This window comes from Vibrio sp. Sgm 5, assembly GCF_026241575.1.
Lineage (GTDB): Bacteria > Pseudomonadota > Gammaproteobacteria > Enterobacterales > Vibrionaceae > Vibrio > Vibrio jasicida.
Map to the genome: position 1 here is coordinate 20,583 of NZ_JAPHPY010000036.1, position 25,384 is coordinate 45,966.

Below are 25,384 nucleotides of genomic sequence, written 5' to 3' on the forward strand. Positions count from 1 at the left end.
AAAAGGGTGACGGAGAACGAACGTGTTAGAGATCAAAAGCATACCCGCATTTAATGATAATTACATCTGGCTGATTCAAAATAGCGATAAGCGATGCGCCGTGGTTGATCCGGGCGATGCTAAGCCAGTGTTGGAATATTTGCAGGCTAACGAGTTAACTTTAGAAGCGATCTTAATTACACACCACCACAACGATCACATTGGTGGCGTTCCAGATTTAGTTCATGCGTTTCCTCATGTTGCAGTGGTTGGTCCGAAAGCAGAGCCAATTCCAACCTTAACCAACGCAATGGAAGAAGGCGACAAGCTAGAACTGTTTGGCGAAATCTTCATGGTACTGGGGCTGCCTGGCCACACATTAGGTCACATTGGCTATGTTGGTGACGGTAAGTTGTTCTGTGGTGACGTGTTGTTCTCGGCGGGTTGTGGCCGAATCTTTGAAGGCACACCAGAGCAGATGTTTGAGTCACTAAGCAAAATAATGAAACTGCCGGAAGAGACAGAAGTGTTCTGCGCACATGAATACACGGCAAGTAATGTAGCATTTGCGCTGGCGGTTGAGCCGGACAATGAACATTTGCGTCAATACCGTGATGATGTAAACCGTCTACGCGGATTAAATATTCCTACCCTTCCTACGACGTTACGCAAAGAGAAGTTAATTAACCCATTCCTGCGTGCAACGAACGCAGAGGTCATAAAATCTGTAACAAACCGTATCCAAAATAGCGACCCATGCTCGGTTTTTACAGCTTTACGTGAGTGGAAGAACGAATTTTAACCATTTTCTGCTTGTAACTTTGCTAGACGCAAGTATTATCGTGAGCTGATTTTCATAGAAGCGCCTCTGGCGCTTCTATTGCGTTTGGGGCTGATATAAATCTGTTTGTATTTCACCCAAACGCATAAAGTAGCGGCAAAACCGCCTCTACCCTTAGTTAGTGTTACAAGATGTCTATTATCTTGCGACTGCCACGCACTTTGTTGCGCGACAGGCAGGAGAAGATAAACAGGCCCTAAATAGGCTGAAACCATGCGTTTGAAGTACAGTTGGGCGTTGGCGTTACTATTATCTGGCTGTCAATTGACACAGTCAGATTCTGCAAGCACTCCAACACCAGAAACCAATAAGTCAGAACAAGCTGTTAAGCAAAAAACAGCTCAGGCTGACTCCGAGAAAAAGCAATCGATAGCAAAGAAACCTGCTAAAGAGACGCCAAAAGCCCTTTCCCCTCAGGAACAAGACGATGTGTGGCGACGTATCGGCATGCAACTTGAAATGGACATTCCTGACAACAAGAAAGTGGCTTACTACCGCACTTGGTATTTAAAGCATCCTAACCACCTGCGCACAGTATCTGAACGTGCACAGCCGTTTTTGTACATGATTACCACCCGTATCGAAGAACGTGGCCTTCCGATGGAATTGGCGCTGCTACCGATCGTAGAAAGCTCATTTGATGCTTTTGCCTACTCGCACGGCAGTGCAGCAGGTTTGTGGCAGTTCGTTCCAGGCACCGGCAAAATGATGGGTCTAGATCAGAACTACTGGTACGACGGTCGCCGTGATGTTTATGCTTCTACCGATGCAGCACTGGATTACCTAGAGCAGCAAAGCAAGCGTTTTGACGGCAACTGGGATCAAGCGATTGCGGCTTACAACAGTGGTGGTGGCCGTGTATCGAGCGCGATTCGTAAGAACAAAAAGCTAGGCAAACCAACGGACTTCTTCTCTTTGGATCTTCCAAAAGAGACCAGCAGTTACGTACCTAAACTGCTTGCACTAGCGGACATCATTGCGAACCAAGATAAGTACGGCATCGACATTCCGCCGATCCCGAACAAGCCAGTTCTGACTCAGGTTGATCCAAAAGAACAACTAGACCTAGCAATTGCGGCAGACTACGCCGGAATTGGTGTTAAGGAGCTGCAAGGTTACAACCCAGCATATAACCAATGGTCTACTGCACCTGACGGCCCACACCAACTTCTTATTCCTATCGAGAAAAAGGATCAGTTCCTTGCTCAAGTGAAGAAGAACCGTGGTAAAGGCATGAAGGTCGCACGCTATAAAGTGAAGTCTGGTGACTCGCTCAGCGTATTGGCTCAGAAGTACGGTACGACAACGAAAGTTATCCAACGTGCTAACGGCCTATCGAACAACAATATCCGCGTTGGTCAGTACCTAATGATTCCAACGTCGACAAAAGACGATACAAAGTACGCCTTAACTGCTGAAAATCGCCTGAACAAAACGCAATCTCAATCTCGTGGTCAATTCAAACTGACTCACGTTGTGCAATCAGGCGAGAGCTTGTGGTCAATCGCAAAAGAGAACAAGGTTTCTCATAAGTCTTTGGCAAAATGGAACGGCATGGGACCAAAAGACACCTTGCGCGTTGGCCAAAAACTGGTGATTTGGAAGAACTCTGATAAAGGCGCAGTGATTCGTACCGTGTTCTACAACGTACGTTCTGGCGACACCATTAGTGGTATTGCAACCAAGTTTAAGGTGAAGGGTAACGACATCGTGAAATGGAATTCTCTTCAAAAGCAGAAGTACCTGAAACCAGGTCAGAAGCTTAAGTTGTATGTTGATGTAACTAAGGTAAGTGTATGAACCCGTCGAGTAACCCACTTATCATGTTGTTGGATATCTTCCGATCGCCAACATCTTGCTTCTTAGCGCTGTATCAGCGCGGAGGTTGGGGGTGGCAGCCGTTCATCATTTTGATGCTCAGCCCATTCCTATTCTGGGGCGCCTACTTCTCGAATGTGGATTTTACTTGGTTAAGTGATCAACTGACCGCTCAGTTCCAACAGATCGATCCAAAGCAAATCGAGTTGCTGGAGCCAAACACGCTGATGGCAAGTGCGATCATCAATGACGTATTCAATCGTTTTGCAACACTGCTGCTATTAGCGCTGTGGTTCTTTCTTGCAACCAAAGCAAGTAAACAACAATACGGTTACTGGAAATGGTTCGCTGCTGCGAGTGCGATTTTATTCCCAGCCGTGTTGGGCGATATTGCAAGCTACGCGAGCTTATTGCTGAAGCATGGTCAGGTGATGACTTACGCTGCCGATTTGAATAGCCTAAACGGGTTGCTAAAGTTACCTTTGACCAGTGATTGGTCACACTTTGCAAGCTCATTACCATTGCTATTGCCATGGTACATCGTGCTTGGCTATGGTGTAGTTTTGACTTGGACAGAGTTCGAACGCGGACAGGCTCTTGTGATTGCGAGCCTGCCTTGGATTGCGTTTTACGTAATTTGGGCGTTGTACATCGTTATCGCTTAATGGACCAAGGTAATCCGTTAGTCGCTTAACGTAAACGACACCAACAGTGGATTATGATCGGAAGCGTCGCTCTGCGGCGCTTTCGCGTTTTTGAGGGTTAACCCGCGATAAAACACATGATCAAGCGGCAAGCCTGTAATGAACTGAGTTCGATTGTCTTGGCTGAACTTTGCTTCTTGTAGATTGGCTTTTTGGAGTGCTTTCTTCATTGCCATCACGCGCTCTTCACTCCAACTATTGAAATCCCCCGCAAACAAAATCGGGCCTTTGTGCTCTTTCAATACCCTTTCTAACACAGACAATTGCGAAGTGTATTCCTCGGTACCAACGGTAAAGTTGATCGCGTGAATGTTCACCACCGCTAAGGTTTCACCGTTGCTGAGCCTGTATTTGCTATACAGTGCCGATTTCGGCAAGCGCAACCACGGTTCTTTCGATGTGTACGCACAAGCGAAAATGGGCTCTTTTTGCGCAATGCTGATCACACCAGCACCACTTCCTAATGCTTTAAACGCACTGACTTGATTACTGACCCAATGCCCTTCCACCAGCCAGCTTTTGAAGTCGTCCGTTAAGCTTGCTTCTTGTAACAAGAGCAACTGTTTATTAACGGAGAATGTATCCAACGCTTGCTTCCAGTTGTCTCGGTTTTGTTTGTAAATGTTCCACACTAAGACATTTAGCTCGCCATCCTTATCTAGTACTTGCGGCTTATCAAACTCCATGCAGCGGATATCTTGCTTAATGTTCGTCCCTGTTTGAGTAATAATTTGTGGTTGCTCTGGCACGGTAAAAATCACCTGAAAGCTCACCACCGCAGTAATAATAAGAAAAACTAACGCAAAAGCTAAACGCGGATACATAGGCTTACCTAAATACAAAAATGGCACGCATAAAATGCGCATAATAAAAAAGGAGCCCCAGTCGGCTCCCTTTTAGCTTACTCAAATTTTCACCACATGCTGTAGTGAAATCTTATATCTATCTGGATAACAGATTAGATCGCATCTTCGTCTTCTTCACCAGTACGGATACGCACTACGCGTTCGACGTCTGTTACGAAGATCTTACCGTCACCAATCTTACCGGTTTGCGCCGTTTCGATGATGGTTTCTACACACTTGTCTGCTACGTCTTCCGTCACTACGATTTCTAGCTTCACTTTAGGAAGGAAATCCACCATGTACTCTGCACCGCGGTACAATTCTGTGTGACCTTTCTGACGACCAAAGCCTTTCACTTCAGAGACGGTCATCCCTGTAATGCCTACTTCAGCCAATGCTTCTCGAACATCATCCAATTTGAATGGCTTGATAATCGCTTCAATCTTTTTCATGTTCATCCCTTAAGCTTCAATCGTTTGCGCATATTATCGGTTAGCGCCTCACAACATTCAATCCTTGTTGTGACCAAGCACCTGAAAATCCTGACACTGGTGGGATTTATTTGCGGGCGAATGTAACAAAGTCGCCATTCTCAATCATGCCACCAATGAAAAAGCCAGAGCATAAGTCTGGCTTGGTATGTGTTTTAGTGAGCGTTAATTTGAGGCTAACGCTTATTTCAAGCTCGCATAGTATGCCGCCAAGTTAGCAATGTCCTCATCAGACAGCAAACTTGCTTGTGCTTGCATCACCGCAGCCAAACCACCAGTGCGCTGGCCTGCTTTGTATGCCTTAATTGAGCTAGCAATGTACTGCTCATTTTGACCTTTTAAGTTTGGGTAGCCAGGAATCACAGCAATTCCATCTGGCCCATGACAAGCAGCACAAACGCCAGCTTTTGCTTGGCCAGCAGCCACATCGCCTGCCGCCAGCGCCTGCCCACTTAACATGGCTAGCGCGATTCCTGCGCCCATGATTATTTTCTTCATTGCTTCACCTAATCGATTATTATTTAAAGATATTTTTGTTTTATAACCGACATTGTTGCATGAATTACAACATCTTGCGCCAGATCAGTTCACAGTCTTGACCACTAAAGGCTTGATCAACGAACAGGCCAGCGACGGCAACCACTTTATCTTCATACATTAGAATTGGAATTTGACGACGTTGCCAGCTCGGCACATTGTATTCCTGAAAGAGTTTTTTCAGCTTACGACTGTGGTGACGAGTCGTCGGGTGTGCAGACAAGCCTTCAGGGTTAAATGTAATTCTAAGTCGCTCTGGGTGCGCAGGTAGGGCAATACTTAGCTCACATGACTTGGTACTCAACTCAAGCTCCCCTAACGGCTCTGGAAGCTTTAGAGGCGTATTCAAAGGGCACCCGGCTTGCCACGAGGTCACATCTGAAGTTTCAGTGACCCAATAGAGTCGATGTTGAAAGCGGCGCACTTCACCTTGCTTGATCTTCAATTTTGGGTTGGCGTCCTGTTGAGCCCGCGCCACTTCATCCCAAATCAGGTTCAACTGCACTTGAGACGGCATATTGGCATTGAGTTTTGCCAGCCACATCCGAATCAAACGTGCGCGCGCCAACTCACTGTGTTCCGTTAAAACGTCAATACTCAAACTCAAATCCGGCTGCATCGCCTGATTGAATACCGCTTCGAGCAACTCATCTAACAAGGTCTCTTGCTGGGCACACAAAGTCGCACTGCGTTGCACCGCTTGATGGATGCTAGGCCAACGCTCAGAAAGTTGGGGAACAATGCGATGACGAAGGAAGTTTCGATCATATCGTGTGTCTTGGTTACTTTCGTCTTCAACCCACTCTAAGCCAAAGTAATCCGCGGCCTGTTCAATCTGCGATCGTTTAACCGAAAGTAATGGGCGTACTAATGCCCCACTAGCAAACCGCATGCTTTCTGCCATCGATGATAAACCTTTCGGTCCACTGCCACGTTTTAGTGCCAACAAGAAGGTTTCGACCTGATCATCGGCATGTTGACCGGTCAGCAGTAAGTCACCGACTGCGATGTGTTTCGCCAGAGCTTGATAGCGCGCTTCACGAGCTAAAAGCTCAATGCTTTCACCACTGTTAATATCTAGGTTCACGTGTTCAACGGAACATGAGAGCCCAGCTTGCTGTGCCCATTGCTTGCACTTTTGTGCCCAGTCATCAGCATTCACACTCAACCCATGATGAACATACACAGCATGACAGTTTATTAGTTGGGAATCTGCAGAGCTACCGTCTGCTGAACGCGCTTGTTGGTAACGACTCAACAGCTCAAGCAACAGACGCGAATCCACCCCACCACTGAACGCCAAAACGATCTTAGTGTTTGGTTGATGGTAGCGGTCGAGAACTTGAGCAAAATTTGAGTAAAGCGATTCCATAAGCAATCCGGTAGAAACAAAAAAAGGGCTGGACACATGCCCAACCCTTTCTATTTTATCTGTTATCTCAAGAGAGATCAGCTAGCGCTAAACGGTAACCGTAATTTAGCAGTAACCGTAGTTCATTAGACGCTGGTAACGGCGCTCAAGTAGCGTTTCGTGATCCAGCTGTTCTAGGTCTTCTAGCTGACGAAGCAGATTTGCTTTCATGTTCGCCGCCATTTGAACGTGGTCACGATGTGCACCCCCTAATGGCTCTTCGATGATTTCGTCGATAAGCTCAAGCTCTTTTAGACGAGGAGCAGTTAGACCCATTGCGTCTGCTGCTTGAGGTGCTTTGTCTGAATCACGCCATAGGATTGAAGCACAACCTTCTGGAGAGATTACTGAGTACGTTGAGTACTGAAGCATGTTCACGTAGTCGCCTACACCAATAGCAAGTGCACCGCCTGAACCACCTTCGCCAACCACGTTACAGATTACTGGTACTTTAAGACCAGACATCACTTTTAGGTTTTTTGCGATTGCTTCAGATTGGCCACGCTCTTCCGCGCCAACACCTGGGTATGCGCCAGCTGTGTCGATGAAAGTGATGATAGGCATGTTGAAACGCTCAGCCATTTCCATCAGACGCAGTGCTTTACGGTAACCTTCTGGTTTAGGCATACCAAAGTTACGCTTCACTTTCTCTTTGGTTTCACGACCTTTTTGGTGACCAATGATCATCACTGGGCGACCTTCAAGGCGTGCAATACCACCAACAATAGCTTTGTCGTCTGCGAACGCACGGTCACCCGCCAATTCATCAAACTCTTCAAACGCGTGCTGGATGTAATCCAATGTGTATGGACGTAAAGGGTGACGAGCCAGTTGAGCTGTTTCCCATGCGCCTAGGTTGCTGAAGGTTTTCTTCTTAAGTTCTAGGCTCTTTTTCTCAAGCTGTTCGATTTCTTTATCAAGGTCAACCGCAGAATCACCACCGTGACGAGATACGTCACGTAGCGCTTCAATTTTCGCTTCTAGTTCTGCAATCGGCTTTTCAAATTCAAGAAAGTTTAGGCTCATCTATGAATCCTTTTTGACTCAGCGTCTAACATATTGCGCTGAATTTTTAGTTAAATTCGAGTTCTACCTGGCCTTTGCCAAGTAACTGTTTTAAATCGTCTAGCAACGTATCACTTGGCGTTACTCGCCATTCGGTGCCCAATGTTAACCGCGCTCTGGCGTCGGCACGCTGGTAGTATACATTGACAGGTACGGTTCCGGCTTTGTACGGTTCTAAAATACGCGTAAATTGCTCAAAGAATTTATCGTTAATTTGGCTCGCATCGATGGATACTGACAAACCACGTGCATATTTTTCACGTGCACTGCCAAGATCCATGACCTCACGCGCCGACATTTTAAGGCCACCATTGAAGTCATCAAAGCTGACCTGTCCAGAAACGACCAAAATTTTGTCTTTTTCGAGAAGTTCTGCATATCTATCGAGCGCATCCGAGAACAACATCACTTCCATTCGACCACTTCTGTCATCCAAAGTCATCAAACCGATGCGTGTTCCGCGCTTCGTTGTCATCACACGAGCTGCAATAACCAAACCCGCAACGGTCACAGATTGATCACGTCGAGTCGGTGTCGCATCTTTAAGTCGACAACTAACGTACTTATTTAGTTCCTTTATGTATGCGTTTACTGGGTGGCCTGTCAAATACAAACCTAGCGTCTCACGCTCACCCTCTAACCATACTTTCTCTGGCCACGCCGGAACTTGGGTGTATTTGTGTTCCACTTCTTCCGGAGCATCGGTCAATACGCCGAACATGTCAGTCTGACCAAATGCTTCGGCTTGGTGATGCTGGCTGGCCGCTTTGACCGCGTCATTCAACGATGCCATCAACGCCGCACGATGTGGACCAAGTCGGTCAAGAGCGCCCGCGTAAATCAGTTTTTCGATAACGCGCTTGTTGACCTTTTTCAGATCGATGCGCGCACAGAAGTCAAACAGATCAATGAAGTGGCCGCCTTTGTTCCGCGCTTCTAAAATCGCATCAATTGGGCCTTCACCCACACCTTTAATTGCGCCAATACCGTAAACAATCGCGCCGTTTTCATCCACGTTAAAGCGGTATAAACCGGAGTTAATGTCTGGCGGTAAGACGGTCAGTTTCATGCGGAAACATTCGTCTACAAGGCCAACGACTTTTTCCGTGTTGTCCATATCTGCGGTCATTACCGCTGCCATGAACTCTGCTGGGAAGTGCGTCTTTAGCCATAGCGTTTGGTAAGAAACCAACGCATAAGCTGCCGAGTGCGATTTGTTAAAACCGTAACCTGCAAACTTTTCTACCAAGTCGAAGATTTTCATCGCCAACTCGCCATCGACGCCATTAGCAATCGCGCCTTCTTCGAAGGTGGCACGCTGCTTCGCCATCTCTTCAGGCTTTTTCTTACCCATCGCACGACGAAGCATGTCCGCACCACCAAGGGTGTAGCCAGACAGTACCTGTGCAATCTGCATTACCTGTTCTTGATACAGGATGATGCCGTAAGTGGGATCCAGAATCTCTTTAAGTGATTCGTGTTGCCACTTTTCATCTGGATAAGAGATCGCTTCTCGCCCGTGTTTACGGTCGATAAAGTTATCTACCATGCCCGACTGTAGCGGACCGGGACGGAAAAGGGCTACCAATGCGATGATGTCTTCGAAACAGTCCGGCTGAAGACGTTTGATCAGTTCTTTCATACCACGCGATTCCAGCTGGAATACCGCAGTAGTTTCTGAGTTTTGTAATAGTCGGAAAGACGCCGGGTCCACCAGCGGGATCGATTCAATTTGAATGGATTCTTTACCCTCACGTTCTAAACGTGGGTTAATCAGGCCCAGTGCCCAGTCGATGATGGTTAAGGTACGCAGACCCAAGAAGTCAAACTTAACCAAGCCAGCGGTTTCAACGTCGTTCTTATCGAACTGAGTAACGGGAAAGTGGCCTTCCGCATCAGCATAAATCGGCGCAAAGTCAGTGATCGTGGTAGGTGAAATTACAACACCACCCGCGTGCTTACCGGCGTTTCGTGTACAACCCTCTAGGATACGACACTTATCGATCAGCTCTTTGACTTCTTCATCGGCGTCGTAAAGCTCTGGTAGCGCTGGCTCAGCTTTAAACGCTTTCTCTAGCGTCATACCTGGGTCAGGCGGAACCAGTTTCGAGATCCGGTCAACGAAACCAAATGGGTGGCCCAATACACGGCCAACGTCGCGGATTACCGCTTTTGCCGCCATGGTACCAAACGTGATGATCTGCGATACCGCATCACGACCGTACATTTCTGCTACGTGGTCAATAACTTGGTCACGTTTGTCCATACAGAAGTCAACGTCGAAATCGGGCATGGAGACACGTTCTGGGTTCAAGAAACGTTCGAAAAGAAGGTCATATTCCAACGGGTCAAGGTCGGTGATCTTCAGTGCGTATGCCACCAAAGAACCAGCACCCGAACCACGACCTGGGCCTACTGGAATCGCATTGTCTTTCGACCACTGGATGAACTCCATTACGATCAAGAAGTAACCCGGGAACCCCATTTGGTTGATTACGTCGAGTTCGATTTGAAGGCGATCGTCGTATTCTGGTCGACGCTCTTTACGTTCGGCTTCGTCTGGGAATAGGAACTCAAGACGTTCTTCCAAGCCTTCACGAGATTTCATCACCAAGAATTCGGTTTCTTCCATCCCTTCGGTTGGGAAGGCTGGCAGGAAGTATTCACCAAGACGAACCGTTACATTACAGCGTTTAGCGATTTCGACACTGTTTTCCAGCGCTTCAGGAATGTCGGCAAACAGCTCGCACATTTCCTCTTCCGTACGCAAATACTGCTCTGGACTGTAGTTCTTTGGGCGTCGTGGATCTTCTAGGGTGTAACCATCGTGGATCGCAACACGGATTTCATGAGCATCAAACAAGTCTTCGCTGATGAACACCACTTCGTTAGTTGCAACAACTGGCAGTTCTACCTCTTCTGCCAATTCAATCGCAAAGTGAAGGTAGGTTTCTTCATCTGGGCGACCGGTTCGAACCAATTCTAGATAGAAGCGGTCAGGGAAATATTGGTTATAAAACTCGACACAGCTGTCGACAACTTTACGGTTGCCTTTTAGCAATGCCTTACCGATTTCACCGTTTTTCGCACCAGAAAGAATGATAAGTCCTTCTGACAGTTCCGCTAACCATGCTTTATCGATAACAGGCTGATGTTGAACGTGACCACGTAAATACGCTTTGGAAATCAACAATGTCAGGTTTTTATAACCGGTGTTGTCCGCCGCTAATACGGTCAGTTGTGTCAGTTCCTCGCCAAACTCATCGGATTGCATTTTAAAGTCTGCACCAATGATTGGCTTAACACCACTACCGTGAGCTGTGCCGTAATATTTCACCAAACCACATAAGTTGGTGAAATCGGTCAGTGCCATTGCTGGCATGCCGAGTTCGGCGACTTTCTTAACGAGCGGTGGAACTTTGTTGATACCATCCACCATCGAGAAGTCACTATGGACACGAAGGTGAATGAACTTGGGATCTGACATTAACAGGTACCGTAAAACTAAATCTTGTTGGGAATTCTAACCTAAGGGCTGGCTTATAACACCAAGCAGCCGCTAATTATTCTTCAATACCAAGTGCTTTCTTCACTGGCTTGAAGCTCTTGCGATGTTCACTGATCACGCCGTGCTCTTCAATCGCTTCAAAGTGCGCTTTGGTTGGGTAACCTTTGTGCTTTGCAAAACCAAACTGTGGGTATTGCTTGTCCAATTCTTCCATTTCTTGGTCACGAACCACTTTTGCAATGATTGAAGCCGCACTGATTTCCGCAACTCGCAAATCACCCTTCACCACCGCTTGGGAATCCATTGGCAACTGCGGACAGCGGTTGCCATCGATAAGTGCGAGGTCTGGCTGCACTTTCAAACCGGCAATTGCACGTTGCATGGCAACCATGGTGGCTTGCAATATGTTAAGCTCGTCAATTTCTTCAGGAGAACAGCGGCCGACCGCCCAAGTTAAGGCTTTCTCTTTAATTTCGGGCAGAAGTGCGAGACGTTTTTTCTCGCTCAGCTTTTTCGAGTCGTTCAAACCCTCAATTGGGTTATTTGGATCTAAGATAACCGCAGCGGTAACAACGTCGCCGACAAGAGGCCCACGCCCTACTTCATCTACACCCGCAACCAATTGGTAACCTTGTGGGTATTCAAACGGTGGGAGCTCTACTTTCGCTTTGGTCGTTTTTGGTTTTACAGCCATGGTAAATCTCTATTTTTCAATCAGTTTTAGAACCGCATTTGCAGCCTGTTGGTCCGCGTCTTTGCGTATCCAGTGATGCATTTCCGTAAACTTATCCAACATCTGTTGGTTATCGCTCTCTAGTAAGCGAGACACTTCAGTGAATAAGTTTTCTGGAGTGCACTCTTCTTGCAGGTATTCTTTTACTAACTCGCTATCCGACAAAATGTTTGGTAATGACACGTATTTGGTTTTCAGCAGGCGCTTGGCTAGGAAGGCGGTAACCGCGTTAACACGGTACCCTACAACCATTGGTCGTTTTAACAACATACACTCAAGCGCGACCGTACCAGACGCCAACATCACGGCATCAGACGCCGTAATCACATTACGAGCGGTATCGTCTACCAGTTTGAAATCCAACTCTGGCGCATACTCTTTCCACGCTTGCTCGAATTGCTCGCGACGTTTCTGATTTACTAACGCAACAACAAAGCCAAGATCAGGGAACTTCTGATGCAGTTTTTTACAGGTTTCAATAAACGGTTGAGAGAGCATTTTCAACTCACTGCCACGACTCCCCGGAAGCACCGCTAACCATTGTTTATCATGTTTTAAACCGAGTAACTCACGTGCAGGAGCCTTGTCTGAATGCAGAGGAATGGCATCTGCCAATGTGTGACCAATGAATTCACAAGGCACATTGAATTTGTCGTAAAACGCTTTTTCGAAAGGTAAGAAAGCCAATACTAGGTTGGTTGCCGCTTCAATCTTGAAGATACGTTTTTGACGCCAAGCCCAAACAGAAGGGCTCACGTAGTGTACCGTTTTGATTCCTGCGTTTTTTAAATCTAACTCAACACGTAGGTTAAAGTCTGGTGCATCGATCCCTACAAAGACATCCGGCGGATTTGCAGTGAAATACTTAATCAGCTCTGCTTTCACTTTTAATAATCTTGGTAAGCGACCCAGAACTTCAACCAAGCCCATCACAGCCAACTCTTCCATTTCAAACAGTGACTCACAGCCTTGCGCGATCATTTTAGGGCCGCCAATACCGACAAATTCTGCATCTGGGTATTGTTCTTTAACTGCTTTGATGAAGCCTTCGCCAAGAGTATCGCCTGACAGTTCTCCGGCAATGATGCCAATACGTAGTGGTCTTTCCATCTTTCTTTCGCTTTTTCCTATGCGCTATGGATAGAGAGTAATATCCGAGGATCTTGCTATTTTACCCTATCCATAAAACACAAAAAGACCGCAGCCCAATTGGGCGCGATCTTTTCTCATTAACCGCACATTCGTAAATTAACGAATGATGCCACGTTCCGTTGTTTCCAGAATGTCTGAGAAACGTTTTACTGCTGGCCACTCTTGTGCCATTTCAGCAAGGATCGGCTTCACTTCTTCTAGCGTTTTGCCTGAGCGGTAAAGCTCTTTGTACGCTTTTTGCAATGCACGGATTTCTGGTTTTTCAAAACCGTTACGCTTCAAACCAACCAAGTTCAAACCAAATGGTGTCGCATGGTTACCTTGTGCAAGTACGTAAGCTGGTACATCCTGAACAACTGCAGAACAGCCGCCAACGTAAGCGTAAGCACCTACCGTACAGAATGGGTGAATCGCAGAAAGTGCCATAACGCCGGCATGGTCATCAACCGTTACGTGACCGCCAAGAATCGCGTTGTTGCCAATGTGAGTATGGTTACCAACGATAACATCGTGAGCAATATGCGCGTTAACACACAGCAAGTTATCATCACCAATCACAGTGGTTGCTTTATCTTGGACAGTGCCACGATGAACCTGAGCCGCTTCACGAATCACGTTGCGGTCACCGATAACCACTGTTGTATCTTCGCCACCGTACTTCTTATCTTGGTTCTCTTCACCAATGACAGCATGTGGGAAAATGCGGTTGTCTTTACCAATTGTGGTGTGACCTTTGATCACTACGTGAGACATCACTTCCGTACCTTCACCGATCTCTACCGTTGAGGTGATGTAAGTGAATGGACCAACAGTCACGTTAGCGCCAATTTTCGCGCCTTCTTCTACCACCGCAGCTGGGTGGATTTTAGCGGTTTCATGAATCATATTAAAACTCTCGACGAGCACACTTCAGCTCTGCTGAACATACTACTTCGCCGTCAACCTTCGCTACACCTTTGAATGCAGCAATGCCGCGACGCTCTTTCAAAAATTCTACTTCAATAATCATTTGGTCGCCTGGTACTACTGGTTTACGGAATTTTGCACCGTCAACACTTGCGAAGTAGTACAGCTCATTTTCAGTTGGCGCACCAAATGATTTAAATGCAAGTAAGCCTGTCGCCTGCGCCATCGCTTCCAGAATAAGAACACCTGGGAAGACTGGCAATTGTGGAAAGTGACCTGTGAACTGAGGTTCGTTAACCGACACGTTTTTAATCGCGTGAAGGTACTTCTCTTCTTGGAAGTCAATCACTCGGTCGATCAATAAGAATGGGTAGCGATGAGGTAGTAGCTCTTGAATTTCAGAGATGTTCATCGTTTTCTTTTCAGTAGTCAAAGTCGTCTTCCTATATCAATACTCAACAACCAAGATGGCAAGGCAGCGGCAAAAGCCACTTAATCAGGAAATGCCTGCAAAGTGTATACCAGCTTGGTGATAAATCTACTTATAGCGCGTCATTATAGAAGAAAAAGACCCGCATTTCGCGAGTCTTTGTTCAGAATTATGGAACTAAGATTCTTCTTTCGGTTCCAGCTGCTTCTCAACAGCTTTCAGGCGTTTGTTCATATCGTCAATGCGATGAACTCGAGTTGCCGTCTTACGCCACTCTCGGTTCGTTTGCAGTGGAATACCTGACGAATACAAGCCTTTCTCTTCGATACTGCGCATAACCATGCCCATACCGGTGATAGCTACGCCATCTGCAATCGTAATATGTCCGTTAAGAACCGACGCGCCGCCGATCTGGCAGTATTTACCAATTTTGGTACTGCCAGCGACAATAGTACCACCTGGCATCACGGTACCATATCCGATCTGCACGTTATGAGCGATTTGAAGCTGGTTATCAAGAATCACGTTGTCTTCAATGATGGTGTCTTCAAGTGCACCACGGTCAATCGTGGTACATGCACCAATCTCAACACGATTACCGATGCGCACTGAACCAAGCTGAGGAATTTTGATCCACTCGCCTTTATCGTTCGCGTAACCGAAACCGTCTGAGCCGATGACTGTGCCAGATTGAACCAGACAGTCATCGCCAAGTGACACTTCATGATAGATAGTAACATTAGCCCAAAGCTTGGTGTTGTTGCCTAACTTTGCGTTTTTACCGATAAAACAGCCCGCACCAACAATAACGTTGTCGCCAAGCTCTACACCCGTTTCAATCACTGCATTTGCACCGACTGCTACGTTTGCACCCATCTTCACGTCTGCTGCAATCACGGCACTAGGTGCAATGTCTTCAGCAGGCTTCGGTGTGGTATCCATAGCTTGAACCACACGAGCAAAAGCTACATAAGGGTCAGCGACAACAAGCGCATTGCCTGTACACTGCTCTTTGTGCTCTTCCTTCACCATCACGACTGTCGCGAGACATTCAGCAAGGTGCTTTGCGTATTTTGGGTTAGACAAAAAGGTAACGTCACCTTCTTGTGCTTTATCCATTGGAGCTACACGGCTTACGACGAGTGACTCGTCACCAAACAGCTCTCCCCCGGTAATTGTCGCCAACTCGGCTAATGTTAATGTCTTCATAACTTCTTATTTTAGAGCTTTAATTACGTCTTCAGAGATGTTGTATTCTGGCTTACCGTACTGAAGAGAAGAAATATCGATTACCATATCGTAACCTTTCTTCGTTGCTACTTTCTTCACAGCATCTTGAATCGTTTTGAATAGCTTCGCTTTTTCTTCAGCTTCACGACGTGCGCTTGCTTTCTCTAGAGCTTGAGCTTTTACTTTGTACTCGCTGTCTAGTTTAGCGATGTCGATACGTAGCTTTTCAACTTCGTCTTGGCCTAGAAGTTGGCCATCACGCTGTAGCTTTTCAATCTTAGTCTTCGCTTTTGCTTGGATAGACTTCAGCTCGTCTGCCTTGCTCTTGAAGTCTTTCTGCATTTTTTGTAGAACCACTTCGCGCTGAGGAAGAGATTGGAAAACCTGAGCCGTGTTTACGTAAGCAATTTTCTGAGCAGCTTCAGCCGCGTTTGCAAACATTGAAGAGCTAAGTACAAGAAGGCCAATCCCAGCCGCTTTGATCATTTTATTCAAAATATTTTCCTCTTTAGAAGGTTCTACCGATAGTGAACGTGAAGAACTCTTCATCGTCGCCATCATATTTCTTAATTGGTTTCGCTAGTGAGAAGACTAGTGGCCCCATAGGAGACATCCATTGCAACGCCGCACCGTAAGATGAACGGTAGTTGGTTGGATCTGAGTAATCGTAGTAGTAACGGTCGCCGTATTCAGCACCTGAGCTGCGGTAATCAAATTCAGTATCCCAAATACTCGCCATATCGAAGAAGATACTGGTACGAATCTGGTTACGAACTTCATCCGAAGCAAATGGTGTTGGTACGATCAACTCGATACTCGCCAGCGCTACCGCGTTACCACCAACAGAATCATCTGTTGCGGTGTCCGCACCGTTATTTGAGCCTGAGTAATCACGGTAAACCGCTTTTGGACCTACAGAGTTAGAGCCGAAACCACGTAGTGTTGTAAAACCACCTGCGTAGTAGTTTTCGTAGAATGGGAACAAGTTATCGTTACCATCCGTTTGACCATAACCGTTACCATAACCTAGACGACCACGGAACAAGAGCGTGAATTCATGCTTCTTAGTCAGTGGCACGTATTGACGAACATCATACTGCATCTTGAAGTATTGAACGTCAGAGCCAGGTACGGTCATCTTATAGAATGCACGTTGGTGGTTACCCGCTGTTGGGAAGTAGCCACGGTTTAGGTTGTTACGTGTCCATGAGATGTTGAAGTCAAAATCGTTTGTATTCAATGCGCCGCTAGAGTCGATATTGTCTGCTTGCGCTTGTAGGAACTGTTCTACCTGTAAGTAAGGCGACAAGTTACCGATCTTGTTGTGGGTATAACCAACACCAAACTCAAAACGGTTCAATTCGTCGAATGGGAAACCCCATGTCAAACTTGCACCGTAACTTTGGTTGGTATAGTCAACGATACCCGCTTCAGATGCTTCAAACTCATCATAGAAGATCTTACCACCCAAACTTACACCATCTAGGTTCCAGTAAGGGTCGCGGTAGTCCAAACTCACGTTTTTCTGGTAGTCGTTCATCATCGCGTTAATACCAACGCGATTACCACTACCGATAAAGTTGTCTTGTTGTAGACCAACTTGGAAGCTGACGCCTGATTCAGTACCGTAGCCGACACCAAAGTTAACGCTGCCTGAGTTTGCCTCTTTAACTGAGTAAACTAGGTCTACTTGGTCATCGCTGCCAGGTACACGTACAGTTTGTACTTCTACGTTTTCGAAGTAACCCAGACGGTTTAGACGCGTTTTACCCGTTTCAATTGATTTCGAGTTTAACCAGCTGCCTTCCATCTGACGCATCTCACGACGCAGTACTTCGTCTTTCGTAGAGTTGTTACCCGTGAAACGAATATCGCGTACGTAGATGCGGTTGCCTGGTTCTACGTTCACAACAAGTGATACTTGTTTGTTTTCGTCGTCGAACTCAGGAATGGTGTTAACTTGCGGGTAAGCGTAACCAGATTCACCAAGCACACGTTTGATACCTTCTTCCATCGAAGTCACACGAGAACCGTTGTACGTCTCGTTGTCTTCAAATGGAACCAGCTTTTCGAACGTTGCTTCTTCACCGATCAAATCACCACGGAATTTCACGTCCTTCACGGTGTACACGTCGCCTTCTTCAAGACCAAGCGTAATGTATACGCCTTTTTTGTCAGGAGAAATCGCCACTTGTGTCGAATCAACGTTAAATTTCAGATAACCGCGGTCAAGGTAGTAAGACTTCAGCGCTTCGATATCACCAGCAAGTACTTGCTTTTGGTATTTTTCGTCCGCTAGGAAGTTCCACCATGGCACGTCTACGTTTAGGTTGAAACGAGAAAGAAGGTCTTCATCAGAAAAGACTTCATTGCCGATAAAGTTGATTTGCTGAATTTTTGCCGATACACCTTCGGTGAAGACAAATTTCAGATCGGAACGGTTACGAGGCAATGGAGTAACAACCGCTTTTACGGTCGCGTTGTATTTACCAACGCTGTAGTAAAAGTCTTCCAAACCTTTTTCGATGTTGCTTAGCGTAGTACGGTCAAGCGCTTCACCTTCGCGAACACCAGAAGCGTTCAGGTTTTCTTGTAGCTGCTCATCCTTGATTGCTTTGTTGCCTGAGAATGAGATGCTAGCAATCGTTGGGCGTTCTTTCACTTGAACAACCAACACATCACCGTTGCGCAGTACTTTTACATCTTCAAAGTTACCCGATGCGTACAGTGCACGAATGATCTCAGCAACATCGCCTTGGTCAACAGTATCGCCGACACGTACAGGCATCTTCAGCAACGCAGCACCCAGTGCCACACGTTGCAATCCATCGATCTCAATATCTTGAACTACAAAGTTCTGTGCTCCGTTTGCAGATACACTGGTCGCCAGTAAACTTGCAAACAGAATTCGCTTAATCGCCATACTTGTTCTAATTATTCCTTGCTACTGCTTTTGTCTCTGAACTATCACAGACGAGTAAAATCATTAAATAGCGCTAACGCCATGAGCGAGAAGATAATCGCACCACCAATTCGATAACCCATTTCCTGTACCTTTTCAGGTACTGGGCGTCGGATAACGGCTTCGATTGCAAAAAATAGCAAATGACCACCATCCAACATTGGTAAAGGAACGAGGTTGATAATACCTAGGTTAACACTAATTAGTGCGAGAAAACCTAAAAAGTAAACCAGACCGTAGTCTGCCGTCGCCCCTGCTCCTTTGGCGATTGAAATTGGCCCACTCAGATTGTTCAGACCAACATCACCTACAATCAGTTTCTTAAGCATGCTGATTGTAAGTCCAATAACTTGACCAGTTTTGTCAATCGCTTTGCCAATAGACTCGAATACACCAAACTGTAATTCGAAGCGATAACTTTCTGGCCATTCTGCGACTTCAGGTGCGATACCCGCAAAACCAACCACTTGTTTGTTAGCTAGCTCACGGCGACCTGGAGTCAACGTCAATGATTGCTCATCACCCTGACGTAACACCGTCAGGTCAATTGGCGTTTCTGGGTTAGAACGAATGGCTTCAACCACTTCATTCCAGTTAGAAATCTTTTTGCCGTTAATCGCGACAATCTTGTCACCAGCCAGTAAACCCGCCTTTTCACCCGCAGCGCCTTCACTTACTTGCGCTAACTCCGTGTATATCTCTGGAGTGAACGGCGTAAAGCCAAGTGAATGCATTGCTGATTGAGTTTCGGGATCAAATTTCCAATCACGGATATCAAGGGTTTTGGTCACTTCAGAGCCCACTTCATTCGATGAAGTTAAGGTCACTGTCATTGAATCATCGCCAATATGAGAGATTAAACCCATGTTGACTGATTCCCAATCCGGAGTTTTGATACCTGAGATAGATTTTAGTTCCATCCCTGTTTCAATTCCTGCCTGAGCAACGATTGAATTGGGCGTAACTTCACCAATTACAGGTTTAACCGCTGGCACACCAATCAGGAAAACTAACCAATACGCAACGATCGCGAACAGGAAGTTGAAAATAGGACCCGCCGCAACAATTGATGTGCGCTTCCACAATGGCTTTTGATCAAACGCCATGTGCTTTTCGTTTTCAGGTACTTCATCAACACGGCTATCCACCATTTTGACATAGCCACCCAATGGGATCATTGAAATGCTGTACTCAGTGCCATCTTTGCCTACCTTGCTCCAGATAGACTTACCAAAACCGATTGAGAATTTCTCAACCTTGACACCACAACGGCGAGCAACCCAAAAGTGACCAAATTCGTGCACAGCCACCAAGATGCCCAATGCAACGATAAAAGAAACCAAATTCCACAAAATACCAGTCATTAGCTACGCTCGCGTAAAAATTCTAAGGCGATAGTTCGTGCCATTCTATCTAGCTCTATCAAGCTTTCCAAGCTATTCACATTCTCACTTTTATGGCTTGCAGTTATTTTGTTCAAAACTGACTCATTGATGCGAGCGATATCTGTGAAACCAAGTCGATTATTTAGGAAAGCATCAACGGCAATTTCGTTCGCTGCATTCAGAGCCGTTGTGGCATGTTGGCCTTCGTAGCACGCATCGATAGCCAGCTTCAAACACGGATAGCGTGCAAAATCTGGCTGAAGGAATGTCAATTCACCTACTTGAGTAAAATCTAACGGTTTCACTCCCGCATCCACACGGGATGGATATGACATGGTTAATGCAATCGGGGTTGCCATATCTGGCTCTCCCATTTGCGCCAATACAGAACCATCGCGGTATTGAACCATGGAATGAATGACAGACTGAGGGTGAATGATCACTTTCAGTTGTTCACGAGCGGCGTTAAATAGCCATTTTGCTTCAATGTACTCAAGGCCTTTGTTCATCATGGTTGCAGAATCAACCGAGATTTTTGGCCCCATTGACCAGTTAGGATGAGCAATCGCTTGTGCTGGCGTCACTTTATCTAACTCAGCAATATCGGTATAGCGGAATGGACCACCAGAACCAGTCAGCAGGATCGAGGAAATGCCATGCTCTTCTAAGTTGCAACGGCCTAGATTAGTTTGAACTTGTTGTGGTAGGCACTGGAAAATCGCATTGTGCTCACTGTCTACAGGAAGTAACTCTGCGCCATGTTCTTCAACTGCGTCAATGAACAGTTGACCAGACATCACAAGTGCTTCTTTGTTTGCCAGTAGCACACGCTTGCCCGCTTTTACCGCTGCCATTGTTGGCAACAGACCTGCAGCACCCACTATTGCCGCCATTACGCTATCGACTTCTTCCAGTGCAGAAACATGACAAAGTGCATCAACACCACCTAATACTTCAGTCTTTGGCGAGATTGAAGCTAGCTCAGCGCTTAATGCCACTGCCGCAGCCTTATCCGCCATAACAGCGTATTTTGGTTGCCATTTGCGGCAAAGTGCGACCATCTTTTCAACGTTAGTGCTGGCCGCTAATGCGACGATAGAAAACAGCTCAGGATTTTGTTCAACCACTTTTAGTGTGCTTGCACCGATTGAGCCTGTTGCACCAAGAATCGTTAACTTTTGCATGATGTAAGACCGTTAGAAAAACTCAGGAGCGACGATGCCGCTCCCGATTAAATTAGAATACGTAGTAAAGAAGAGCAAATACTGGGAATGCAGCGGTAAGGCTATCGACACGATCTAGGATACCGCCGTGACCTGGAATGATGTTGCTGCTGTCTTTGATGCCTGACACACGTTTGAACATGCTTTCAACCAAATCACCAAGCACAGAAATCACGACAGTAACCAATGTGATGACCACCATGTGAATTGGACTAGTAAATTGGATATCAAACCAACCGGCGAACAACCAGCCAACAATCAATGCTGCGATAATGCCGCCAATCAAGCCTTCTATCGTCTTGTTTGGGCTCACATGAGGCGCCATTTTGCGCTTACCCATGCTTTTACCAGCAAAGTAAGCACCACTATCAGCAGCCCATACCAAGAAGCAAACATACAGCACAAGTTTTGCGCCGTGGTATGGATCTACTGCAAAATCAGAAGCCCTAAGAATGATCACACTCCATAAGAAAGGGATCAACGTAAGGAAACCAAATACATGGCGCAACACTTTACTGCTTTGCCATAAATTAGTGGTTTTAGGGTAAGTAATTGCCATTCCACTTGCGATAATCCACCAAGCAAAACCGAGTGCTAAAACGGTGTAATGCGGAGCTGCCAGTTGGTTAAGGCTTGCTGCATCAGGCGAAATGAATAGAAAACTAAGTCCGGTAACAACGGCAGCCGGAACAAGGGCAGCAATGCGAGATTTGCTTTCTGTAAACTGAGTCCACTCCCAAAAACCTAATAGGGTTATCGCGGTCAATGCGATGATAAAGCCCATTAGTGGTAACTTAAAAATACCTAAAATAACCAGGGGAGCTAAAATTAGTGCTGTTATTATTCTCTGTTTCAAACTAACTAGTCCTTATTGAGCAGCCATCAATGCCTTCACTTGTTCACCAGTACAACCAAAACGACGCTCTCGGTTGATAAACCAAGTCACAGCCTCTACTAAGCTGTCTTCATCGAATTCAGGCCAGTACTCAGGAGTAAAGTACATTTCAGCATAAGCCATTTGCCACAGCATGAAGTTACTGATGCGACACTCACCACTAGTACGAATCAATAGATCGACTTCTGGTAGATCAGCCATAGTCAGATGCTGGGTAATCAACTGCTCATTGATATCCTCTACACGGATCTCACCGTTACGCGCTTTTAACGCTAACGATTTGGCCGCCTCTGTGATGTCCCACTTGCCACCATAGTTGGCTGCAATGTTAATCACCATCCCCGTATTGCTGGCAGTTAGAGCTTCCGCTTCAAGAATTTTACCTTGTAAGCGTTCACTAAAACGGCTGGTATCGCCAATGACACGTAGGCGTAAGTTGTTTTTGTGCAGCTTTTTCACTTCACTCGATAAGACAGAAATGAACAGCTCCATTAAAAGGCCGACTTCTTCTTCTGGACGACGCCAGTTTTCGCTGCTGAAAGCAAACAAAGTCATGGCTTTGATGCCAAGCTTGGAAGCGGCTGCAACGGTCTTACGAACGGCGTTTACGCCCTTTTTATGACCGAATACACGAGGCTTTCCTTTGGACTTAGCCCAACGACCATTACCGTCCATAATGATGGCAATATGTTTAGGAAGGGAATCAGAGAAGGCTTGAGAATTTTGCATAGGGAGTTAATTGAGTTCCATCAGTTGGATAGACTAACACAAAAAAACGCTGAGCTGTGAGCACAGCGTTTTCCAACAGTGATGTGGATGGGAGTATTAAACTTCCATCAACTCTTTTTCTTTTGCAGCAAGAACGTCGTCGATCTTCTTAACTGCTACGTCAGTCAATTTTTGAATTTCGTCTTGTGCTTTACGATCTTCGTCTTCAGAGATTTCTTTATCTTTTAGAAGACCTTTTAGGTCGCTGTTTGCGTCACGACGGATGTTACGAACAGCAACACGTGCGCCTTCAGCTTCACCACGAACGATCTTAACTAGGTCTTTACGACGCTCTTCTGTTAGCGGTGGAAGTGGAACGCGGATGATTGTGCCAGCAGACATTGGGTTTAGGCCAAGGTCAGACATCATGATCGCTTTTTCAACTTTTTGAGTTAGCTCTTTGTCGAAAACTGTGATTGCTAGAGTACGAGCGTCTTCAGCAACAACGTTAGCGATTTGGTTAAGAGGAGTAGCTGCGCCGTAGTATTCTACAGAGATGCCAGATAGTAGGCTTGGGTGCGCGCGGCCAGTACGAACTTTAGAAAGGTTGTTCTTTAGCGCTTCAACGCTTTTGTCCATGCGCTCTTGCGCGTCTTTATTGATTTCGTTAATCACGGTTTCACCTTAAAAATGTCATCTTTCATGAAGAAAGCTTAAAGGGCTTAAGCAAAGCAAAACGCCATCCCATGTCTCTTGTTGAATGGCGCTGAGATTTACGCGTCAGCGCAGATCAACGTGCCTTCAGCTTCGCCCATTACCACGCGACGTAGTGCGCCTGGCTTATTCATGTTAAATACGCGGATTGGCATTTTGTGGTCACGAGCAAGTGTGAACGCAGCCAAGTCCATCACTTTCAATTCTTTATCCAGAATTTCAGTGTAAGATAGCTTATCATACAGCTCTGCGTCTGGGTTTGCTACTGGGTCAGCAGTAAATACACCATCAACTTTTGTCGCTTTTAGAACTACGTCAGCTTCGATTTCGATACCACGTAGACAAGCCGCTGAATCTGTTGTGAAGAATGGGTTACCTGTACCTGCCGAGAAGATTACTACACGGCCTTGGCGAAGTTCGCGGATAGCGTCTGCCCAATTGTAATCGTCACACACACCTTTTAGAGGAATTGCAGACATTACGCGAGCATTTACGTATGCGCGGTGAAGTGCGTCACGCATTGCTAGACCGTTCATTACTGTTGCTAGCATACCCATGTGGTCACCCACAACGCGGTTCATGCCCGCTTCAGCCAGACCAGCACCACGGAATAGGTTACCACCACCGATTACCACACCAACTTGAACACCCAGTTCAACCAGCTCCTTAACTTCTTGAGCCATACGGTCAAGAACCGCAGGGTCAATACCGAAACCTTCTTCGCCTTGAAGAGCTTCACCACTCAGTTTTAATAGAATACGTTGATACGCTGGTTTAGGGTTCGTAGTCATGGAGTTTACCTTCCAAAAGAGAGTTGTTGATTAACAGTCACGAATAGACACAAGAAAACTTATAGCTATTCATCACGGCTAAGATTTGCCGCTCTTTTCGTAAAAAGACCGCAGCCTAGGCTACGGTCTAATATTTATACAAGTCGCTAAGGATTAACCTTTTTGAGCTGCAGCTACTTCTTCAGCGAAGCTCATTTCTTGAGCTTTCTCGATACCTTCACCTACTTCTAGGCGAACGAATGTAGCAACAGAAGCACCTTTCTCTTTTAGCATTTCGCCAACAGATTTCTTAGGTTCCATGATGAAAGCTTGACCAGTAAGAGAGATTTCGCCAGTGAATTTCTTCATGCGGCCGATAACCATCTTCTCAGCGATCTCTTGAGGCTTGCCTTCGTTCATAGCGATTTCAACTTGAACTTCTTTCTCTTTAGCAACTACGTCAGCTGGTACGTCTTCTGGGTTAACGAACTCAGGCTTAGAAGCAGCAACGTGCATAGCAACGTGCTTAAGAGTTTCAGCGTCGCCTTCACCAGCAACAACTACACCGATTTTCTCACCGTGACGGTAAGAAGCGATTGCAGTACCTTGTACGTAAGCAACGCGACGGATGTTGATGTTTTCGCCGATTTTAGCAACTAGAGCTACGCGCTCTTCTTCAAATTTAGCAACTAGCTCTTCAGCAGTAGCTTTAGTCGCTAGAGCGTCAAGTGCTACTTTTTCTGCGAATGCAGTGAAGTTACCGTCTTTAGCAACGAAGTCAGTTTGGCAGTTAACTTCAAGAAGAACAGCTACGCCGTTTTCTTCTTTGATGATGATTGCGCCTTCAGCTGCAACGTTACCAGCTTTTTTAGCTGCTTTCGCTGCGCCAGATTTACGCATGTTTTCAATTGCTAGTTCGATGTCAGCGTTTGCTTCTACAAGCGCTTTCTTACATTCCATCATGCCAGCGCCAGTGCGCTCGCGAAGTTCTTTAACTAGAGCAGCAGTTACAGTTGCCATTCTCTATTCCTCGTTTGATTCGAAATAAGGTAAAAAACAGGGGCCTACATTGTCGGC

At 46.2% G+C, this 25,384-nt stretch carries 23 protein-coding genes; 3 read left to right on the top strand and 20 right to left on the bottom strand.

Annotated elements, in window-relative coordinates; all coding sequences use genetic code 11:
* Positions 1-22 precede the first annotated feature (22 nt).
* From gloB to OQJ86_RS18215, 3 genes are all read left to right on the top strand, one after another.
* Positions 23-781, top strand: coding sequence for a hydroxyacylglutathione hydrolase (gene gloB / locus OQJ86_RS18205; protein WP_038864732.1), 759 nt, complete (start codon positions 23-25; stop codon positions 779-781).
* Positions 782-1,033: 252 nt separating this feature from the next.
* The gene (locus OQJ86_RS18210) at positions 1,034-2,620 is read left to right on the top strand and encodes a lytic transglycosylase (protein WP_038864730.1); all 1,587 of its coding nucleotides are present in this window, start codon (positions 1,034-1,036) and stop codon (positions 2,618-2,620) included.
* On the top strand, positions 2,617-3,303 hold the full coding sequence (locus tag OQJ86_RS18215; RefSeq protein WP_038879168.1) for a YIP1 family protein: 687 nt from the start codon (positions 2,617-2,619) through the stop codon (positions 3,301-3,303). The genes OQJ86_RS18210 and OQJ86_RS18215 overlap by 4 nt, the downstream gene beginning before the upstream one ends.
* Before the next feature lie 17 nt (positions 3,304-3,320).
* On the opposite strand, the gene OQJ86_RS18220 is transcribed toward OQJ86_RS18215, so the two are convergent.
* From OQJ86_RS18220 to tsf, 20 genes are all read right to left on the bottom strand, one after another.
* A complete protein-coding gene (locus OQJ86_RS18220) occupies positions 3,321-4,166 on the bottom strand; it encodes an endonuclease/exonuclease/phosphatase family protein (protein WP_265988941.1) in 846 nt (281 codons plus the stop codon).
* A 134-nt stretch (positions 4,167-4,300) separates the two neighbouring features.
* Complete coding sequence (gene glnB, locus OQJ86_RS18225) at positions 4,301-4,639, bottom strand: nitrogen regulatory protein P-II (RefSeq protein WP_005436810.1); 339 nt, start codon at positions 4,637-4,639, stop codon at positions 4,301-4,303.
* A gap of 222 nt (positions 4,640-4,861) precedes the next feature.
* Positions 4,862-5,176 (bottom strand): c-type cytochrome, encoded by a 315-nt coding sequence (locus OQJ86_RS18230; protein ID WP_045404012.1) that lies wholly within the window; start codon positions 5,174-5,176, stop codon positions 4,862-4,864.
* A gap of 64 nt (positions 5,177-5,240) precedes the next feature.
* Positions 5,241-6,587, bottom strand: coding sequence for a tRNA lysidine(34) synthetase TilS (gene tilS, locus OQJ86_RS18235; protein ID WP_265989047.1), 1,347 nt, complete (start codon positions 6,585-6,587; stop codon positions 5,241-5,243).
* A gap of 105 nt (positions 6,588-6,692) precedes the next feature.
* The gene (gene accA, locus OQJ86_RS18240) at positions 6,693-7,652 is read right to left on the bottom strand and encodes an acetyl-CoA carboxylase carboxyl transferase subunit alpha (RefSeq protein ID WP_039976971.1); all 960 of its coding nucleotides are present in this window, start codon (positions 7,650-7,652) and stop codon (positions 6,693-6,695) included.
* A gap of 46 nt (positions 7,653-7,698) precedes the next feature.
* Positions 7,699-11,178 (bottom strand): DNA polymerase III subunit alpha, encoded by a 3,480-nt coding sequence (dnaE, locus tag OQJ86_RS18245; protein ID WP_186176103.1) that lies wholly within the window; start codon positions 11,176-11,178, stop codon positions 7,699-7,701.
* A 76-nt stretch (positions 11,179-11,254) separates the two neighbouring features.
* A complete protein-coding gene (gene rnhB, locus OQJ86_RS18250; protein WP_265989004.1) occupies positions 11,255-11,893 on the bottom strand; it encodes a ribonuclease HII in 639 nt (212 codons plus the stop codon).
* A 9-nt stretch (positions 11,894-11,902) separates the two neighbouring features.
* The gene (lpxB, locus tag OQJ86_RS18255; protein ID WP_038864715.1) at positions 11,903-13,042 is read right to left on the bottom strand and encodes a lipid-A-disaccharide synthase; all 1,140 of its coding nucleotides are present in this window, start codon (positions 13,040-13,042) and stop codon (positions 11,903-11,905) included.
* Positions 13,043-13,180: 138 nt separating this feature from the next.
* Positions 13,181-13,969, bottom strand: coding sequence for an acyl-ACP--UDP-N-acetylglucosamine O-acyltransferase (gene lpxA, locus OQJ86_RS18260; protein WP_265989008.1), 789 nt, complete (start codon positions 13,967-13,969; stop codon positions 13,181-13,183).
* Between the two features lies 1 nt (position 13,970).
* The gene (fabZ, locus tag OQJ86_RS18265; RefSeq protein WP_009707417.1) at positions 13,971-14,423 is read right to left on the bottom strand and encodes a 3-hydroxyacyl-ACP dehydratase FabZ; all 453 of its coding nucleotides are present in this window, start codon (positions 14,421-14,423) and stop codon (positions 13,971-13,973) included.
* A gap of 174 nt (positions 14,424-14,597) precedes the next feature.
* Positions 14,598-15,629, bottom strand: a complete 1,032-nt coding sequence (gene lpxD, locus OQJ86_RS18270) for a UDP-3-O-(3-hydroxymyristoyl)glucosamine N-acyltransferase (RefSeq protein ID WP_039976967.1) — start codon at positions 15,627-15,629, stop codon at positions 14,598-14,600.
* Between the two features lie 6 nt (positions 15,630-15,635).
* Positions 15,636-16,145, bottom strand: a complete 510-nt coding sequence (locus tag OQJ86_RS18275; RefSeq protein WP_038864801.1) for an OmpH family outer membrane protein — start codon at positions 16,143-16,145, stop codon at positions 15,636-15,638.
* A 13-nt stretch (positions 16,146-16,158) separates the two neighbouring features.
* The gene (gene bamA / locus OQJ86_RS18280) at positions 16,159-18,573 is read right to left on the bottom strand and encodes an outer membrane protein assembly factor BamA (RefSeq protein ID WP_038864709.1); all 2,415 of its coding nucleotides are present in this window, start codon (positions 18,571-18,573) and stop codon (positions 16,159-16,161) included.
* A gap of 44 nt (positions 18,574-18,617) precedes the next feature.
* Positions 18,618-19,976, bottom strand: a complete 1,359-nt coding sequence (gene rseP / locus OQJ86_RS18285) for a sigma E protease regulator RseP (protein WP_039976966.1) — start codon at positions 19,974-19,976, stop codon at positions 18,618-18,620.
* A complete protein-coding gene (gene ispC, locus OQJ86_RS18290; RefSeq protein WP_039976965.1) occupies positions 19,976-21,181 on the bottom strand; it encodes a 1-deoxy-D-xylulose-5-phosphate reductoisomerase in 1,206 nt (401 codons plus the stop codon). Before ispC ends, rseP begins: the two co-directional genes overlap by 1 nt.
* A gap of 52 nt (positions 21,182-21,233) precedes the next feature.
* A complete protein-coding gene (locus OQJ86_RS18295; protein ID WP_039976963.1) occupies positions 21,234-22,076 on the bottom strand; it encodes a phosphatidate cytidylyltransferase in 843 nt (280 codons plus the stop codon).
* Positions 22,077-22,088: 12 nt separating this feature from the next.
* Positions 22,089-22,844 (bottom strand): isoprenyl transferase, encoded by a 756-nt coding sequence (locus OQJ86_RS18300; protein ID WP_042600058.1) that lies wholly within the window; start codon positions 22,842-22,844, stop codon positions 22,089-22,091.
* A 96-nt stretch (positions 22,845-22,940) separates the two neighbouring features.
* Positions 22,941-23,498, bottom strand: coding sequence for a ribosome recycling factor (gene frr, locus OQJ86_RS18305; protein WP_038864693.1), 558 nt, complete (start codon positions 23,496-23,498; stop codon positions 22,941-22,943).
* 98 nt (positions 23,499-23,596) lie between these two features.
* On the bottom strand, positions 23,597-24,328 hold the full coding sequence (pyrH, locus tag OQJ86_RS18310; RefSeq protein WP_005436777.1) for a UMP kinase: 732 nt from the start codon (positions 24,326-24,328) through the stop codon (positions 23,597-23,599).
* Positions 24,329-24,481: 153 nt separating this feature from the next.
* The gene (gene tsf, locus OQJ86_RS18315) at positions 24,482-25,327 is read right to left on the bottom strand and encodes a translation elongation factor Ts (protein ID WP_045403995.1); all 846 of its coding nucleotides are present in this window, start codon (positions 25,325-25,327) and stop codon (positions 24,482-24,484) included.
* Positions 25,328-25,384: the final 57 nt, after the last annotated feature.

Coding starts and splice junctions, on each gene's coding strand:
- OQJ86_RS18210 (WP_038864730.1), top strand. CDS start 1,034: ATGCGTTTGAAGTACAGTTGGGCGTTGGCGTTACTATTATCTGGCTGT.
- OQJ86_RS18215 (WP_038879168.1), top strand. CDS start 2,617: ATGAACCCGTCGAGTAACCCACTTATCATGTTGTTGGATATCTTCCGA.
- OQJ86_RS18220 (WP_265988941.1), bottom strand. CDS start 4,166: ATGTATCCGCGTTTAGCTTTTGCGTTAGTTTTTCTTATTATTACTGCG.
- glnB (WP_005436810.1), bottom strand. CDS start 4,639: ATGAAAAAGATTGAAGCGATTATCAAGCCATTCAAATTGGATGATGTT.
- OQJ86_RS18230 (WP_045404012.1), bottom strand. CDS start 5,176: ATGAAGAAAATAATCATGGGCGCAGGAATCGCGCTAGCCATGTTAAGT.
- tilS (WP_265989047.1), bottom strand. CDS start 6,587: ATGGAATCGCTTTACTCAAATTTTGCTCAAGTTCTCGACCGCTACCAT.
- accA (WP_039976971.1), bottom strand. CDS start 7,652: ATGAGCCTAAACTTTCTTGAATTTGAAAAGCCGATTGCAGAACTAGAA.
- dnaE (WP_186176103.1), bottom strand. CDS start 11,178: ATGTCAGATCCCAAGTTCATTCACCTTCGTGTCCATAGTGACTTCTCG.
- rnhB (WP_265989004.1), bottom strand. CDS start 11,893: ATGGCTGTAAAACCAAAAACGACCAAAGCGAAAGTAGAGCTCCCACCG.
- lpxB (WP_038864715.1), bottom strand. CDS start 13,042: ATGGAAAGACCACTACGTATTGGCATCATTGCCGGAGAACTGTCAGGC.
- lpxA (WP_265989008.1), bottom strand. CDS start 13,969: ATGATTCATGAAACCGCTAAAATCCACCCAGCTGCGGTGGTAGAAGAA.
- lpxD (WP_039976967.1), bottom strand. CDS start 15,629: ATGAAGACATTAACATTAGCCGAGTTGGCGACAATTACCGGGGGAGAG.
- bamA (WP_038864709.1), bottom strand. CDS start 18,573: ATGGCGATTAAGCGAATTCTGTTTGCAAGTTTACTGGCGACCAGTGTA.
- rseP (WP_039976966.1), bottom strand. CDS start 19,976: ATGACTGGTATTTTGTGGAATTTGGTTTCTTTTATCGTTGCATTGGGC.
- ispC (WP_039976965.1), bottom strand. CDS start 21,181: ATGCAAAAGTTAACGATTCTTGGTGCAACAGGCTCAATCGGTGCAAGC.
- OQJ86_RS18300 (WP_042600058.1), bottom strand. CDS start 22,844: ATGCAAAATTCTCAAGCCTTCTCTGATTCCCTTCCTAAACATATTGCC.
- pyrH (WP_005436777.1), bottom strand. CDS start 24,328: ATGACTACGAACCCTAAACCAGCGTATCAACGTATTCTATTAAAACTG.
- tsf (WP_045403995.1), bottom strand. CDS start 25,327: ATGGCAACTGTAACTGCTGCTCTAGTTAAAGAACTTCGCGAGCGCACT.